At 69.5% G+C, this 15,281-nt stretch carries 19 protein-coding genes; 2 read left to right on the top strand and 17 right to left on the bottom strand.

Going from position 1 to position 15,281, the window contains the following annotated elements:
• Positions 1 to 6 precede the first annotated feature (6 nt).
• The 9 genes from ccmI to ccmA all read right to left on the bottom strand — a co-directional run bounded on the left by ccmI (position 7) and on the right by ccmA (position 7,004).
• Entirely contained in the window at positions 7 to 1,215 is a 1,209-nt protein-coding gene (ccmI, locus tag PM1_RS21350) for a c-type cytochrome biogenesis protein CcmI (protein ID WP_009621137.1), read from the bottom strand.
• Positions 1,212 to 1,682 carry a cytochrome c maturation protein CcmH gene (ccmH, locus tag PM1_RS21355; RefSeq protein ID WP_009621135.1) on the bottom strand — a complete coding sequence of 157 codons (471 nt, stop codon included), beginning with the start codon at positions 1,680 to 1,682 and terminating at the stop codon, positions 1,212 to 1,214. The genes ccmI and ccmH overlap by 4 nt, the downstream gene beginning before the upstream one ends.
• Complete coding sequence (dsbE, locus tag PM1_RS21360) at positions 1,679 to 2,221, bottom strand: thiol:disulfide interchange protein DsbE (protein ID WP_009621133.1); 543 nt, start codon at positions 2,219 to 2,221, stop codon at positions 1,679 to 1,681. Before dsbE ends, ccmH begins: the two co-directional genes overlap by 4 nt.
• A gap of 2 nt (positions 2,222 to 2,223) precedes the next feature.
• The gene (locus PM1_RS21365) at positions 2,224 to 4,200 is read right to left on the bottom strand and encodes a heme lyase CcmF/NrfE family subunit (protein ID WP_009621131.1); all 1,977 of its coding nucleotides are present in this window, start codon (positions 4,198 to 4,200) and stop codon (positions 2,224 to 2,226) included.
• A 2-nt stretch (positions 4,201 to 4,202) separates the two neighbouring features.
• Positions 4,203 to 4,685, bottom strand: coding sequence for a cytochrome c maturation protein CcmE (gene ccmE, locus PM1_RS21370; protein ID WP_009621129.1), 483 nt, complete (start codon positions 4,683 to 4,685; stop codon positions 4,203 to 4,205).
• Positions 4,682 to 4,858 carry a heme exporter protein CcmD gene (ccmD, locus tag PM1_RS21375; protein ID WP_009621127.1) on the bottom strand — a complete coding sequence of 59 codons (177 nt, stop codon included), beginning with the start codon at positions 4,856 to 4,858 and terminating at the stop codon, positions 4,682 to 4,684. Before ccmD ends, ccmE begins: the two co-directional genes overlap by 4 nt.
• Entirely contained in the window at positions 4,855 to 5,601 is a 747-nt protein-coding gene (locus tag PM1_RS21380) for a heme ABC transporter permease (RefSeq protein WP_099049042.1), read from the bottom strand. Before PM1_RS21380 ends, ccmD begins: the two co-directional genes overlap by 4 nt.
• A 63-nt stretch (positions 5,602 to 5,664) precedes the next feature.
• Positions 5,665 to 6,336 carry a heme exporter protein CcmB gene (ccmB, locus tag PM1_RS21385; protein WP_009621123.1) on the bottom strand — a complete coding sequence of 224 codons (672 nt, stop codon included), beginning with the start codon at positions 6,334 to 6,336 and terminating at the stop codon, positions 5,665 to 5,667.
• On the bottom strand, positions 6,333 to 7,004 hold the full coding sequence (gene ccmA / locus PM1_RS21390) for a cytochrome c biogenesis heme-transporting ATPase CcmA (protein WP_009621121.1): 672 nt from the start codon (positions 7,002 to 7,004) through the stop codon (positions 6,333 to 6,335). The genes ccmB and ccmA overlap by 4 nt, the downstream gene beginning before the upstream one ends.
• Before the next feature lie 176 nt (positions 7,005 to 7,180).
• Between ccmA and fliK the strand changes: the two genes are divergently transcribed.
• Together fliK and PM1_RS21400 are read left to right on the top strand one after the other, a co-directional pair.
• Positions 7,181 to 8,761 (top strand): flagellar hook-length control protein FliK, encoded by a 1,581-nt coding sequence (gene fliK / locus PM1_RS21395; RefSeq protein ID WP_009621119.1) that lies wholly within the window; start codon positions 7,181 to 7,183, stop codon positions 8,759 to 8,761.
• Entirely contained in the window at positions 8,758 to 9,072 is a 315-nt protein-coding gene (locus PM1_RS21400) for an EscU/YscU/HrcU family type III secretion system export apparatus switch protein (RefSeq protein ID WP_009621117.1), read from the top strand. The genes fliK and PM1_RS21400 overlap by 4 nt, the downstream gene beginning before the upstream one ends.
• A gap of 69 nt (positions 9,073 to 9,141) precedes the next feature.
• On the opposite strand, the gene PM1_RS21405 is transcribed toward PM1_RS21400, so the two are convergent.
• From PM1_RS21405 to PM1_RS21440, 8 genes are all read right to left on the bottom strand, one after another.
• Positions 9,142 to 9,672, bottom strand: a complete 531-nt coding sequence (locus tag PM1_RS21405) for a hypothetical protein (protein ID WP_051878429.1) — start codon at positions 9,670 to 9,672, stop codon at positions 9,142 to 9,144.
• Positions 9,673 to 9,749: 77 nt separating this feature from the next.
• On the bottom strand, positions 9,750 to 10,160 hold the full coding sequence (locus PM1_RS21410) for a DUF2802 domain-containing protein (RefSeq protein ID WP_009621113.1): 411 nt from the start codon (positions 10,158 to 10,160) through the stop codon (positions 9,750 to 9,752).
• A 1-nt stretch (position 10,161) separates the two neighbouring features.
• Positions 10,162 to 10,641 carry a chemotaxis protein CheW gene (locus tag PM1_RS21415; protein WP_009621111.1) on the bottom strand — a complete coding sequence of 160 codons (480 nt, stop codon included), beginning with the start codon at positions 10,639 to 10,641 and terminating at the stop codon, positions 10,162 to 10,164.
• A 74-nt stretch (positions 10,642 to 10,715) separates the two neighbouring features.
• Positions 10,716 to 11,603 carry a CheW domain-containing protein gene (locus PM1_RS21420; protein ID WP_009621109.1) on the bottom strand — a complete coding sequence of 296 codons (888 nt, stop codon included), beginning with the start codon at positions 11,601 to 11,603 and terminating at the stop codon, positions 10,716 to 10,718.
• An 83-nt stretch (positions 11,604 to 11,686) separates the two neighbouring features.
• The gene (locus tag PM1_RS21425; protein ID WP_009621108.1) at positions 11,687 to 12,475 is read right to left on the bottom strand and encodes a ParA family protein; all 789 of its coding nucleotides are present in this window, start codon (positions 12,473 to 12,475) and stop codon (positions 11,687 to 11,689) included.
• 46 nt (positions 12,476 to 12,521) lie between these two features.
• Entirely contained in the window at positions 12,522 to 13,400 is an 879-nt protein-coding gene (gene motD, locus PM1_RS21430; RefSeq protein WP_009621107.1) for a flagellar motor protein MotD, read from the bottom strand.
• 13 nt (positions 13,401 to 13,413) lie between these two features.
• Entirely contained in the window at positions 13,414 to 14,154 is a 741-nt protein-coding gene (locus PM1_RS21435) for a flagellar motor protein (RefSeq protein ID WP_009621106.1), read from the bottom strand.
• Positions 14,154 to 15,248 (bottom strand): protein-glutamate methylesterase/protein-glutamine glutaminase, encoded by a 1,095-nt coding sequence (locus tag PM1_RS21440; protein WP_009621104.1) that lies wholly within the window; start codon positions 15,246 to 15,248, stop codon positions 14,154 to 14,156. The genes PM1_RS21435 and PM1_RS21440 overlap by 1 nt, the downstream gene beginning before the upstream one ends.
• Positions 15,249 to 15,281: the final 33 nt, after the last annotated feature.

Raw genomic sequence — 15,281 nt, forward strand, 5'->3', positions numbered from 1 at the left:
GTTCGATCAATGCTGGTCCGGGCTGTCGATGGTCACCGCCTGATCGCCCGCGCCGGCAGTAGACAACGGCTGGCTGCGTCCGATCCATTCGCCGCTGATGGCATTGCCGGCGCGCGACACCCGCGCCACCAGCTCCACCTGCGGGAAGGCCGACAGCTTCAGTTGCGGCATCATGGCGTCGGCATCGCTGAGCGACACCTCGTCCGGCAGGTCGGCCACCTTCAGGCGCTTGACCGCCAGCGGCATCGGCGGGCCGTTCACCGCGCGGGCGAAGACGAACACGCTGTCGTCCGGCTTGACCTGGCCCTTCACCGCGTCGCTGAGGTCCACCCGCACCTTCAGCGTCACGCCGGCAGTGGCTGCCGCAGCCGGCGCTTCCGGCAGCTTCTCGCCACGCTCGACCAGATGCTGGCGGGCGCGCTCGATACCGCTCTGGATGGCCGCGCGCGACGGATCGTCGGCCGGCAGCGCGGCGACCAGGCGCTGCCAATAGCCGGCGGCGTCGGCGTAGCGCTGGTCTTCGAAGGCGGCGATGCCCATCAGGCCGAGGGTGGTGACTTCCTCCGGGTTCTGCTTGAGCGCCTCGTCGGCCAGGGCCTGCGCGGCGCCGGCCATCTTCTTGCCGTTGGCGAAGTACAGCGCCTGGGCCCACTGGCCGAGCACCTCGGACTGGCGCCCGGAGAGGTTGGCGGCGCGCTCGAAGGCCTTGGCGGCATCCTCGAAGCGCTCCTGGGTCATGTAGGTGCGGCCGAGGAAGTACCAGCCCTCGGCGGAATCCGGCTGGGCCTGCACGACCTTCTCCAGACGCTCGGTCATCTCCGCCATGGAGTGCGGGGGCTCGGCTAACTCGCGGGACAGCGCCAGCTTCTCGCTGGCGCCCCAGTGCAGGTACAGGCCCAGGCCCAGCAGCGGCAGCAGCACGGCCGCCAGCAGCGGCGCGGCGCGGCCCAGGCGCGAGCGGCGCTCGCCCTCGCCTTCGGTGTCGGCCAGCAGTTCGCGGGCGGCCTCGGCGCGCCCGGCCTGCAGCTGGGCGTCGTCCAGGGTGCCAGCGGCGTGCTGGGCGTCCAGCTCGGCGAGGCGTTCCTGGTACAGGGCGACGTTGAGGGCGGTGCGGTCTTCCTCGGCCTGGGCGCGGCGGCCACGCAGCAGCGGAATCAGCAGGAAAGCCATGGCCACCAGCGCAAGCAGGCCGGCGGCGAGCCAGAAATCGATCATTTGTCTTGGTTATCCAGCAATTGATTCAGGCGGGCCTGTTCCTCGGCGGACAGGCTGGCGGACGGACCGGCGGCGCTGCGGCGGCGGCGCGCCACCAGCACGCCCACCACCAGCACACCCAGGCCCAGCAGGGCCGCAGGGCCGAACCAGAGCAGCCAGGTGCGGGCGTTGACCGGCGGCTTGTAGCGCACGAAGTCGCCGTAGCGGTCGACCATGTAGTCGACGATCTGCTCGTCGCTCTTGCCCTGCTGCAGCTGCTCGTAGATCTGCTTGCGCAGGTCGGCGGCGATGGGCGCGTTGGAGTCGGCGATGTCCTGGTTCTGGCACTTCGGGCAGCGCAGCTCGGTGGTCAGGCTGCGGAAGCGCTGGCGCTCGGCCTCGTTGGGGAATTCGTAGGTGTCGATGGCGGCGTGGGCCACGCCGGCGAGGCTCAGGCCCAGCAGGGCCGCGGCGAGGAATCGCTTCATTTGCCCCCCGCCTCGTCCACCAGGCGCTGGTAGATCGGCGCCAGTTGCTCGCGCCAGACCTTCTCGTCGACGGCGCCGACCAGCTTGTGGCGGATGATGCCGTCCTTGTCGATCACGTAGGTCTCCGGCGCGCCGTACACGCCCAGGTCCAGGCCCAGGGTGCCCTGGGCGTCGGCGATGTTCAGCACGTAGGGGTCGTGCAGGTCCTGCAGCCATTTCTGCGCGGCGGCGTTGTCGTCCTTGTAGTTGATGCCGACGATCACCACGCCCTGCTCGGCCAGCTTGGCCAGCACCGGGTGCTCGAAGCGGCAGGTCGGGCACCAGGTGCCCCAGACGTTGACCAGCGCCGGGCGGCCCTTGAGGTCGGCCTGGGTGTAGGTCTTGCCCGGCTCCAGCACGCCGGGCAGGGCGAAGGCCGGGAACGGCTTGTCGATCAGCGCCGAGGGCAACTCGCTGGGGTCGAGCCACAGGCCACGGAACAGGAATACCGCGACGACCAGGAAGATCGCCAGCGGCAACAGCAGGATCGCACGCTTCACACTCAGGCTCCCTGTCCGGCGGCGAGGCCCAGCGCCTCGCGCACCTTGGTTTTCACTTTCAGCCGGTAGCGCCGGTCGCACGCCGCCAGCACACCGCCCAGGGCGGTGAGCAGGCCGCCCAGCCAGATGAAGCGGACGAACGGCTTGATGTGCAGGCGCACGGCCCAGGCGCCGTTATCCAGCGGCTCGCCCAGGGCGACGTAGAGGTCGCGGGTCAGGCTGCCGTGGATGCCGGCCTCGGTCATCATCGAGCGCTGCACGCTGTACAGGCGCTTCTCCGGATGCAGCACGGCCACTTCGCTACCCTTGCGGGTGACGCGGATGGTGCCCTTGTCGGAGGTGAAGTTGGGGCCTTCGAAGTGCCTGGTGCCTTCGAAGGCGAACTGGTAGCCGCCCAGCTCCACGCTCTCGCCCGGGGCCATGCGCAGGTCGCGCTGGGCGCTGAACTGGCTGGTGAGGACGATGCCGATGGCGCACACGGCGATGCCCAGGTGCGCCACCTGCATGCCCCAGTAGCTGCGGTTGAGGCTCGCGGCGCCGGCCACCAGGCCCTTGTGGCGGACCTTGTCGAGGAAGTCGCGCACGCCGCCGAGGATCACCCAGAAGGCCAGCAGGAACACCGCCAGCACCGGCCAGTGCAGGTCGCCGTAGAGGAAGGTGGCGACGCCGCCGAGCACCACGGCGCCGATCAGCACCGGCGTCAGCATGCGCAGCAGCCACTGCGTCGGGGTGTCCTTCCAGCGCACCAGCACGCCCACGGTCAGGGCCAGCATCATCCCCGTCATCAGCGGCACGAACAGCGCGTTGAAGTACGGCGGGCCGACCGACAGCTTGGCGCCGCTGATGGCGTCGAGCACCAGCGGGTAGAGGGTGCCGAGCAGGATCATCGCGGCGGTCACCACCAACACCACGTTGTTCAGCAGCAGCAGGGTCTCGCGCGACCACAGGGCGAAGCCGACCTGGCTCTTGACCACCGGCGCGCGCAGGGCGAACAGCGTCAGCGAGCCGCCGACCACCACCAGCAGGAAGGCCAGGATGAACACCCCGCGCTCCGGGTCGGAGGCGAAGGCGTGCACCGAGGTCAGCACCCCGGAGCGGACCAGGAAGGTGCCCAGCAGGCTGAGAGAGAAGGCGGCGATGGCCAGCAGCACCGTCCAGCTCTTGAACACCCCGCGCTTCTCGGTCACCGCCAGCGAGTGGATCAGCGCGGTGCCCACCAGCCAGGGCATGAAGGAGGCGTTCTCCACCGGGTCCCAGAACCACCAGCCGCCCCAGCCCAACTCGTAGTAGGCCCACCAGGAGCCAAGCACGATGCCGATGCCGAGGAAGGTCCAGGCCACCAGGGTCCAGGGCCGCGACCAGCGCGCCCAGGCCGCGTCGAGGCGGCCGCCGAGCAGCGCGGCGATGGCGAAGGCGAAGGCCACCGAGAAACCGACGTAGCCCATGTAGAGCATCGGCGGGTGGATGATCAGGCCCGGGTCCTGCAGCAGCGGGTTGAGGTCGTTGCCGTCGGCCGGCGCCTGCGGCAGCAGGCGGCTGAAGGGGTTGGAGGTGATGATCAGGAACAGCAGGAAGCCGGTGCTGATCATCCCCATCACCGCCAGCACCCGCGCCAGCATGGGCTCGGGCAGCTCGCGGGAGAAGATCGACACGGCGAAGGTCCAGCCGCCGAGGATCAGCGCCCAGAGCAGCAGCGAGCCCTCGTGGGCGCCCCACACGGCGCTGAACTTGTAGTACCAGGGCAGCGCGCTGTTGGAGTTGCTGGCCACGTAGGCCACGGAGAAGTCGTCATGCAGGAAGGCCCAGGCCAGGCAGGCGAAGGCGAACACCAGGAAGGCGAACTGCCCCCAGGCCGCCGGGCGCGCCAGGCTCATCCACTGGCGGTCGCCGCGCCAGGCGCCGACCAGCGGGAAGAAGGACATCACCAGCGCCATGCACAGCGCCAGGATCAACGACAGGTGGCCGAGTTCCGGGATCATCGTCAGTTGCTCCCCTGGGCCGCGGCGCCGGGCTGGCCGCCCTGCTGGTATTCACCGAGCTTGCCGCTGTCCTTCAGCGCCTTGGTGACTTCCGGCGGCATGTATTTCTCGTCGTGCTTGGCCAGCACCTCGTCGGCGGTCAGCACGCCGCTCTCGTCGAGCTTGCCGAGGGCGACGATGCCCTGCCCTTCGCGGAACAGGTCCGGGAGGATGCCGCGATACTTCACCGTGACTTCCTTGGCGAAGTCGGTGACCACGAATTCCACGTCCAGGGAGTCGGCCGAGCGTTTCAGCGAGCCCTTCTCGACCATGCCGCCGGCGCGGATGCGCGTGTCGTGCGGCGCTTCGCCGTTGGCGATCTGCGTCGGCGTGTAGAACAGGTTGATGTTCTGCTGCAGCGCGGACAGCGCCAGGGCCACGGCAACGCCGACACCGGCGACGATGGCGAGGACGATGTACAGACGCTTCTTGCGGACCGGATTCACTTGCTGGCCTCCCGGCGCAGACGGCGCGCCTCTTCTTGCAGGTAACGCTTGCGCGCCAGGATGGGCGCGGCCACGTTGATCGCCAGCACCACCAGGCTGATGGCGTAGGCCGACCACACGTAGGGGCCGTGGTGGCCCATGGCGAGGAATTCGCCGAAGGAATGGAAACTCATAGCGCGCGCTCCACCTCAGCCTTGACCCAGGACGCGCGGGCTTCGCGCTTGAGCACTTCCAGGCGCATGCGCATCAGCAGCACGGCGGCGAAGAAGCAGTAGAAGCCGAGCACCATCAGCAGCAGCGGGATCCACATCTCCGGCGGCATCGGCGGCTTCTCGGTGAGGGTGAAGGTGGCCGGCTGGTGCAGGGTGTTCCACCACTCCACGGAGAACTTGATGATCGGGATGTTGACCACCCCGACGATGGCCAGCACCGCGCTGGCCTTGGCCGCGCTGTCGCGGTTGCCGATGGCCTGGCCGAGGGCGATGACGCCGAAATAGAGGAACAGCAGGATCAGCATCGAGGTCAGGCGCGCGTCCCACACCCACCAGGCGCCCCAGGTCGGCTTGCCCCAGATGGCCCCGGTGACCAGGGCGACGAAGGTCATCCAGGCGCCGATGGGCGCGGCGCACTGCACGGCGACGTCGGCGATCTTCATCTTCCAGATCAGGCCGATGGCGCCGGCCACCGCCAGCATCACGTAGCAGGACTGCGCCAGGAAGGCCGCCGGCACGTGGATGTAGATGATGCGGAAGCTGTCGCCCTGCTGGTAGTCCGGCGGTGCGAAGGCCAGGCCCCAGACGAGGCCGACGGCCATCAGCAACGCCGCGGCGACGGCGAACCAGGGCAGCCAGCGTCCGCTGATCTCGTAGAACCACTTGGGCGACCCAAGCTTGTGAAACCAAGTCCAGTTCATCATCAGGCTCTGTGTGTCAGGGCACTTTTTTCTAGTGCCGGCGCCGCTCCGCGGCACCGGCAGGCGTCATTCGCCCACGCTGATCTTCAGGCCGGCAGCGATGGCGAAGGGCGTCAGCGTCAATGCTAACGCCGTCAGGCTGGCCAACCAGAGCAGGTGCCCGGCGGTCGGCAGCCCCTGCAGCGAGGCCTGGAGGGCACCGCTGCCGAGAATCAGTACGGGGATGTACAGCGGCAGGATCAGCAGCGCCAGCAGCAGCCCTCCGCGCTTGAGCCCCACGGTCAGCGCCGCGCCGACCGCGCCGAGCAGGCTCAGCACCGGGGTGCCGAGCAACAGCGACAGCAGCAGCACCGGCAGGCAGCGTACCGGCAAACCCAGCATCAGGGCCAGCAGCGGCGACAGCAGGACCAGGGCCAGCCCCGAAACCAGCCAGTGTGCCAGCACCTTGGCCAGGACCAGAAGAGGCAGGGGGTGCGGCGAAAGGACCCACTGTTCCAGGGAGCCGTCCTCGAAATCGCTGCGGAACAGGCCGTCCAGCGACAGCAGCACCGCCAGCAGCGCCGCCACCCACACCAGGCCGGGCGAGAGGTCCTGCAGCATCCGGGTTTCCGGGCCGACGGCCAGGGGGAACAGGGCGATGACGATGGCGAAGAACACCAGCGGGTTGGCCAGCTCCGCCGGGCGGCGGAACTGCAGGCGCGCCTCGCGCGCCAGGAGCAGGCCGAAGACGTTGCTCATGCGCCCTCCCCGGCCGTTTCGCGGGCGTGCTGGCCGAGGTCCAGGTCACGATAGCCGCTGGGCATGCGGCTCAGCGTGTGGTGGGTGGTGAGCACCACCAGGCCGCCGTCCTCGCAGTGCCGCGCCAGGTGCTCTTCGAGCTGGGCGACGCCCTGCTTGTCGAGGGCGGTGAAGGGTTCGTCGAGGATCCACAGCGGCGGCGCCTCCAGGTACAGGCGCGCCAGGGCGACGCGGCGCTGCTGGCCGGCGGACAGGGTGTGGCAGGGCACGTCCTCGAAACCGCGCAGGCCGACCGCCTCCAGGGCGCGCCAGATCGCCGTCTTGTCCGCCGGCTGGTGCAGGGCGCAGAGCCAGGCGAGGTTCTCCTCGGCGCTGAGCAGGCCCTTGATGCCGGCGGCGTGGCCGATCCACAGCAGGTTGCGCGCCAGCTCGCCGCGCTGTTCTTCCAGCGGCCGGCCGTTCAGGCGCACCTGCCCGGCGGTGGGCTGCATCAGCCCGCAGAGCAGGCGCAGCAGGCTGGTCTTGCCGCTGCCGTTGGGGCCGACCACCTGCAGCATCTCGCCGGCGGCCAGGCGCAGGTCCAGGCGCTCGAAGAGCATGCGCCAGTCCCGCTCGCAGGCGAGCGCCACGGTTTCGAGAAGCGGGCTGGTCAAGGCATCGGCACCCATCGGGAAAATCGAATTCAGGCTAAAGTCGGTGCAGCGCAGGCCGCTATAGTGGCCACGGGCGGCGCATTATACACGCCTGTTTCCGGCCCCGGCGCCGGCAATTTCGACAGCTTGTTAAGGCTTTTCAGGCATTCGCCGCCCCCGCGACGATGCGCCGCAAGCCCTGAAGGACGCAGATGCCGAGCGAGATTGGCGCTTCCCGCCCGCTCCCCATGGCCACGGCCAGCCGCTCCGTGCAGAACGCCGCGCAGCTGTCGCTCACGCTCGCCCGCAGCCTGGGCGACCTGCTGCCGCCCGGGCAAAGCGCCCAGGCCGAGGTGCTGGGCGTGAAGCAGGCGGCCTACAACTTCCAGCTGCTGCTGCGCCTGACCCTGGCCGGCGGCCAGCAGACGCTGGTCACCGCCGAGAGCCCGCAGGCCCTGCCCCAGGGCAGCACCCTGAACATTTCCGCCCTGAGCACTACCAGCCTGGCCGCCACCCTGCTCTCCAGCGCCCAGCAGGCGCTGGGCGACCTGCCGCCGCTGGACAGCCTCGACCTGGAACGACTGCCGGTGGGCAGCCTGCTGCAAGGCAAGGTACTGTCCAGCACGCCCCAGGGCGGCACCCCGGCGCAGCCGGCCAGCTACCGGGTGCTGCTCAGCCTGCTCGGCGGCCCCCTGGCCGGCCGCCTGCTGGACATCGACTCGGCGCGCCCGCTGAAGGCCGGCAGCCTGCTCAGCGCCCAGGTCCAGGACAGCCGCGCCCTGCTCTTCCTGCCCCTGGCCGGGCGCCTCGACCGCCTCGAACTGACCAGCCAGTTGGGCACCCAGCAGGCCCGCCAGGCCTCGACCGAGGGCCTGCTCGACAACCTGCTGGCGCTGAAGGCTGGCAACCAGTTGCCCGAGACCTTGCGCGGCGCCGTCGAGCGCCTGCTCGCCGGCCTGCCCGACGTGCGCCAGCTGAGCGACGCCAAGGGCCTGGCCCAGGCCCTGCAACAGAGCGGCGGCTTCCTCGAAGCGCGCCTGCTGCAGGGCCTGGCGCCGCTGCCAGGCGACTTCAAGGCCAACCTGCTGCGCCTGCTAGGCCAGCTCCTGCCCGCCGAACAGGGCAGCGCCGCGCCGGGCCTGCTGGCGAACCTCGCCAACAACGCCGCCGCCAACCTGGCCAGCAGCCTGCCGGCCTTCGTGCGCAACGCCCTGGGCGCGCTTAACCAGAACGGCAGCCCGCGCCTGCAGCAGGCGGATTTCCCGCTGCCCTCGCGCATGCTGCAAAAGCTGGAAGACGAAAACGACCTGGAGTCCCTGCTGAAACTGGCCGCGGCGGCCGTCGCGCGGCTGCAGACGCACCAATTGAGCAGCCTGGTGCAGAGCGAGCCGCTGCGCGGCGGCGGCCAACTGCACAGCTGGCAGATGGAGGTGCCCATGCGCACCGAGGATTCGCTGGTGCCGCTGCAGGTGCGCATCCAGCACGAGGACCGGCGCGAATCCAACGACCCGGAACAGCCGCGGGAAAGCCTGTGGCGCATCGACCTGGCCTTCGACCTCGACCCGCTGGGGCCGCTGCAGGTCCAGGCCACCCTGGCGCCGCTGGGCCTGAGCAGCCAGTTCTGGGCCGAACGCGAAAGCACCGCGAGCCTGATGGAAAGCGAACTCGGCTACCTGCGCCAGCGCCTGCAGGACGCCGGCTTCACCGTGCGCGAACTGTGCTGCAACAAAGGCCGCGCGCCACAAGGCGCGCGCACCGCGCTGGAACAACGCTGGGTGGACGAAAAGGCATGAAGAAACAGACTGCGCCGCGCCAGGCCATCGCCCTCAACTACGACGGGCAGAACACCCCGACGCTGAGCGCCAAGGGCGACGCCGAACTGGCCGAAGCCATCCTCGCCATCGCCCGCGAACACGAGGTGCCGATCTACGAGAACGGCGAACTGGTGCGCCTGCTGGCCCGCCTGGAACTGGGCGACGCCATCCCCGAGCCGTTGTACCGCACCCTGGCGGAGATCATCGCCTTCGCCTGGTACCTCAAGGGCAAGAGCCCGCCGCCGCGAGCGCCGCAGGACGCCGCGAAGGCCTTGATGTTGCGGCCCTAGAGAAACAACGAAGGCACTTCGGGGTGAAGTGCCTTCGCTATCGATGGCATGGCTTGGCGAACGCCAGCCCTATCCGCGCGCCGGCCACTCCGGCATGCCGTGAACCGGCTTCAGCGACGGGGCTTCGCTGGGAACCAGCGGATGGGCACCCGGGAAGCTTCCCTGGTCGGCTTCGGAATAGTCGACGAGGCTGGCGACCACCGCGCGCAGCTGGCCGAGGCTGAAGGGCCGTTCCAGCACCTGCAGCAGCGGCACGTGCTGGTTCCAGGCCCAGTCCAGCAGTTCGCGGCGCTGCGTGTCGCTGAAGCTGCCGACCAGCAGGAACTGCTGGATCTGCGGGTTGCGGCTCAGGTGCAGCAGGGTCGCGAGGTCGTCCTCGCAAAGGCTGAACTTGTCATAGATGAACAGGTTGTAGTGCTGCCCGCCGGACAGCGCCTGGTCCACCTCGGCCAGGCTCACGCACAGGCTCAGGTGGAAGACTTCCAGGCGGTTCAGCAGGATGCCGTACTGCTGCAGACAGCCGGGATGCGGGCAGAACACCAGGGTGCGGCGCGACAGCGGCAACATGGCGATTTCCTCGAAGATGGCGACAGCAGCCACTGTAAAGACAGCTTCTGAGGAAAGAGATCGGACAAATCCGAAAAGCACCTAAGGGTATACCGAGCGGCCGCCCGGCATCATTCCTCGGGCTTGTGGCCGCTGTGCAGGCGGGTGATCAGCTCCGCCTCGGCCTGGGACAGCCCGCAGGCCTGGGCCAGGTCGGCGGCCGAGGCGCCCATCCCGGCCAGGCGCGCGGCCTGGCTGAAGGACAGGCTGGTGGGGTCGCGCTGCTCCAGGCGCGCCAGGCGCTCGGGCAGGTTGGCCAGTTGCTTGCGCAGCTCGCCCAGTTCCTCGCCCATGCGCACGTTGACGCGCTGGTAGGCCTCGCTGCGCTTGGCCAGCTCCTTCAGTCGCTGTTCCAGGGCGGCCTGGCGCGTGGCCTGCTCGGCCAATTGCGCGGCCTGGCGGCGCTGCCCCTGCAGCAGCCAGGCGCAGAAGCCGCCCAGCCCAAGGCAGGCGACGGCGAGCAGGATGACGAGCTCGAGCACCTCAGATGCTCTCCAGCTCCGACCACTCTTCCTCGGTCATCATCTTGTCCAGCTCGACCAGGATCAGCAGCTCGCCGTTCTTGTTGCACACGCCCTGGATGAACTTGGCCGACTCGTCGTTGCCGACGTTGGGCGCGGTCTCGATCTCCGACTGGCGCAGGTAGACCACCTCGGCGACGCTGTCGACCAGGATGCCCACCACCTGCTTGTCCGCCTCGATGATGACGATGCGGGTGTTGTCCGAGACCGGCGCCGGGGCCAGGCCGAAGCGCTGGCGGGTGTCGATGACGGTGACCACGTTGCCGCGCAGGTTGATGATCCCCAGCACGTAGCTGGGCGCGCCCGGCACCGGGGCGATCTCGGTGTAGCGCAGCACTTCCTGGACCTGCATCACGTTGATGCCGTAGGTCTCGTTGTCCAGGCGGAAGGTGACCCACTGCAGGATCGGATCCTCGGCACCTTGCGCAGACGTCTTGTTCATATCCCTAGCCTCTCGTGTTCGGCCACGCTTGATGGGTAGCGCGGCGGTTGTCGTTCAATTGCGTTGCCGGCCCGTCAGTGACGGGCCTGGCTGCGGAGCGCGCCGCTGTCGATCAGCCCGGCCAGGGCCGAGACGTCGAGCAGCGCGCACATCTGTTCGATCACCGTGCCGGCCAGCCACGGGCGTTGCTGGCGCTGGCTGCGCCATTTCACCTCGGACGGGTCCAGGCGCACGGAACGGCTGACCTGGTGCACCGCCAGGCCCCATTCGTAGCCCTGCACGGAAATCACGTACTGCAGGCCCTCGCGGTAGTCGTCGCGGTAGCGCTCGGGCATCACCCAGCGCGCGGTGTCCAGCACCTTCAGGTTGCCCGACTGGCTGGGCAGGATGCCGAGGAACCAGTCCGGCTGGCCGAACAGCGGCGTCAGCTCCTTGCCGGCCAGCGGGTAGATCGAGCCCAGGCACACCAGCGGCACCGCCAGGGTCAGCCCGGCGACGTCGAACAGCAGGCACTCGAAGGGCTCGGCGGCCCACTCCGGGCGGCCGTCGTCGAGCAGCGCCAGCGGCGCCGGGGGCATCTGCGCGCTGCCCGGGCGGTGCAGGTCGATCACCTCGTCGGCAGCCTCCACCGGCGGCGCGGCTTCGACCACCGGCGCGACGGGCAACGGCGCCTCGGCCAGCGGCAGCGGGACAGCGGCGCGGGTGACCCGGTGGGCATCGCGCACCTGCTCCTCGAGCACCGCGGCCTCGAACTCGTCGAGACTGACGCTGCTGACGGGCTCGGGCTCGGCAACCGGCGCCGCCAGCGGCGCGGGCGCCGGCACGGCGGCCAGGACCGGGGCGGCCGGCGCGGGGGCCGGCGCCTCGACCTCGAAATCGTCGAATGTGGCCTCCTGCAGCAGCGCGTCCAGGTAGGACTGCAGCGCGAGCTGGGGGCGTGTGGCGGTAGCGGAACGGCTCATGCAGAAAATCCGCGCAAAGGGTTCACCCAGTCTATCGGCTGGACCGGGCCCGGACTTGAAGGCAGCCGTCGGAAAAACATCGCTCAGGCCACCTGGCTCGCCGGCACCTGGCCGAGCAGGTGCTTGAGCAGCGCGCGGTAGGCGATCACCCCGCGGCTGTTGGCGTCGTGGCGCGACGGCACCACGCCGTGGCGGCTGGCGTCGCGCAGGCGGGTGTCGATCGGGATGAACGCCGGCCAGAGGGTCTCCGGGTAGGTGTCGCGCAGCATGCGCAGGGCGCCGATGGAGGCCTGGGTGCGGCGGTCGAACAGCGTCGGCACTATGCTGAAGGGCAGCGCCTGGCGCCGCGAACGGTTGACCATGTTGAGGGTGTTGACCATGCGCTCCAGGCCCTTCAGGGCGAGGAACTCGGTCTGCACCGGGATCACCAGGTGCTGGCTGGCGGCCATGGCGTTGACCATCAGCACGCCCAGCAGCGGCGGGCTGTCGATGATGGCGTGGTCGAAGTCCTGCCACAGCTGCGCCAGGGCCTTGGAGATCACCAGGCCCAGGCCGTTCTGCCCGGGCGACTGGCGCTCCAGGGTGGCCAGGGCGGTGCTCGACGGCAGCAGGGCGATCTTCTCGTGGCTGGTGGGCAGCAGCAGTTGCCGCGGCAGGCCCTCGGGCACCGCGCCCTGGTGCTGGAACAGGTCGAAGACGCTGTGCTCCAGGGTGTCCGGATCGTGCCCGAAGTAGCTGGTCATGGAGCCGTGGGGGTCGAGGTCGACCACCACCACGCGCTTGCCGGCGTCGGCCAGCAGGCCGGCCAGGGCGATGGACGAGGTGGTCTTGCCGACGCCGCCCTTCTGGTTGGCTACCGCCCAGACTTTCATGCTGCTCTCCCCGGTCCGTATGCTCGGTTCATATACTTCATCTTTCTCAGCTTCCAGGCGCCGGCGGCGGGGAATTGACGCCGCCGGCCGCGGGCGCACCACTGGCAGCCACCGGTGCAGGTTGCGTGCCAGCCTGGCGCAGGGCGCCGTCGGGCTGCGCCTTGGCGCTGCCCACGCCGCTCACGCTGCGGCGCACTTCCAGGTTGCGGGAGATCACCAGCACCACCCGGCGGTTGCGCGCGCGGCCCTCGGCGCTGGCGTTGTCCGCCACCGGCTGGAACTCGCCGTAGCCCACCGCGGCCAGGCGCGAGGGGGCGACGCCGTCCTGGGCCAGCAGGCGGACTATGCTCGCTGCCCGCGCCGTGGACAACTCCCAGTTGGTGGGATACTGGGCGTTGTGAATGGGCACGTTGTCGGTGAAGCCCTCGACGTGGATGGGGTTCTGGTAGGGCGCCAGAATCCTGGCGACCTTCTCGACGATGCCGAAGGCGGCGTCCGCCGGCATGGCGTCGCCGCTGGGGAACAGCAGGCTGGAGTTGAGGGTGATCTCGATCCACAGTTCGTTGCCGCGCACGCTCAACTGGTCGCTGCCGATCAGGTCGCCGAACTGCTCGCGCACGGCGTCGGCGATCTGCGTCAGCGGGTCGCCGTCGACGTTGTCGTCGCCGCCCTGCTGCATGGCGTCGTTGGGCTGCTGGGTGGTGCGCGGGCGGTCGTCGCCCACCGGGATCGGCTTGATCGAACGGTCCGGCTGGTTGAACACGCCGGTCAGCGTCTCGGAGAGGATCTTGTACTTGCCCTCGTTGATCGAGGAGATGGAGTACATGACCACGAAGAAGGCGAACAGCAGGGTGATGAAGTCCGCGTAGGACACCAGCCAGCGCTCGTGATTCTCGTGCTCCTCGCGGGGCGGTCGACGGGCCATGGCGCAGCGCCCCTCAGCCGACGAAGCCTTGCAGCTTCAGTTCGATGGAGCGCGGGTTCTCGCCCTCGGCGATGGACAGCAGGCCTTCCATGAGCATCTCGCGGTAGCTGGACTGGCGCAGCACCAGGCTCTTGAGCTTGTTGCCCACCGGCAGCAGCAGCAGGTTGGCCATGCCCACGCCGTAGATGGTGGCGACGAAGGCCACGGCGATGCCGTTGCCCAGCTGGCTGGGGTCGGCCAGGTTGCCCATCACGTGGATCAGGCCCATGACCGCGCCGATGATGCCGATGGTCGGCGCATAGCCGCCCATGGCCTCGAACACCTTGGCGGCCTGCAGGTCGCGGCCTTCCTGGTTGAACAGGTCGACTTCGAGGATGCTGCGGATGGCCTCCGGCTCCACGCCGTCCACCAGCAGCTGCAGGCCCTTGCGGGCGTAGGGGTCGGGCTCGGCGTCGGCGATGGTCTCCAGGCCCAGCAGGCCTTCCTTGCGCGCGGTCATGCTCCAGCCCACCACGCGGTTGATGCCGCCGGCCAGGTCGACCTTCGGTGGCAGCACTATCCAGCGCAGCAGGCTCAGGGCGCGCTTGAGCACCAGCACCGGGGTCTGCACCAGGGCCGCGGCCAGGGTGCCGCCGACCACGATGAGCGCCGCCGGGCCGTTGGCCAGGGCGCCGATGTGCCCACCCTCGAGGAAGTTGCCGCCGATGATGGCGACCAGCGCGAGGATCAGGCCGACCAGGCTCAGCACATCCATCAGCCACAGGCCTCGGAGAGGTGCCGGCCGATGTCGTCGAGGCTGTACACGGCGTCGGCCAGGCCGGCCTTGGCAATGGCCATGGGCATGCCGTAGATCACGCAGCTGGCCTCGTCCTGGGCCCACACCTGGCTGCCGCTCTGCTTGAGCATGCGCGCGCCCTCGCGGCCGTCGGCGCCCATGCCGGTGAGCACCACCGCCAGGACCTTGTCGCCGTAGGCCTTGGACGCCGAGCCGAAGGTGACGTCGACGCAGGGCTTGTAGTTCAGGCGCTCGTCGCCGGGGAGGATGCGCACCACCCCGCGCGAGTCGATCATCATCTGCTTGCCGCCGGGCGCCAGCAGGGCCAGGCCGGGGCGCAGGTGGTCGCCGTCCTCGGCTTCCTTGACGCTGATCTTGCAGAGCTTGTCCAGGCGCTCGGCGAAGGCCTTGGTGAAGGCCGCCGGCATGTGCTGGATGAGCACCAGCGGCGCGGGGAAGTTGGCCGGCAGTTGGGTCAGCACCCGCTGCAAGGCTACCGGCCCACCGGTGGAAGTACCGATGGCGACCAGCCGGTAGGGCTTACGCTTTGGCGCGGCGGAGGCCGCCGGGGCCGAGGCAGGCGCCGGCTGTGTGGAGGCGCGCGGCGCGGCGCTGGCCGGCGCCGGGGCGCTGGCGCTGCTGCTCGGCGCGCTGAGGACCGAGGCATAGCGGCGGTTGGCGCGGGCGATGCTGTGGACCTTCTCGCAGAGCAGTTGGCGCACCTTCTCGGGGGTGCGCGAGATGTCCTCGAAGTTCTTCGGCAGGTAGTCCACCGCGCCGGCGTCCAGGGCGTCGAGGGTGACGCGGGCGCCTTCGTGGGTCAGCGAGGAGAACATCAGGACCGGCGTCGGGCAGCGCTGCATGATGTTGCGCACCGCGGTGATGCCGTCCATCAGCGGCATCTCGTAGTCCATGGTGATGACGTCGGGCTTGAGCGCCAGCGCCTGCTCGATCGCCTCGCGGCCGTTGGTGGCCGTGCCGACCACCTGGATCTGCGGGTCGGCGGAAAGAATCTCCGAGACGCGGCGGCGGAAGAATCCCGAATCGTCCACTACCAGGACTTTGACAGCCATAAACACTCCTGATTAAAGCCTTGCGGGCGCGCG

This window comes from Pseudomonas sp. M1, assembly GCF_022760135.1.
In the GTDB taxonomy this organism is placed as follows: domain Bacteria; phylum Pseudomonadota; class Gammaproteobacteria; order Pseudomonadales; family Pseudomonadaceae; genus Pseudomonas; species Pseudomonas citronellolis.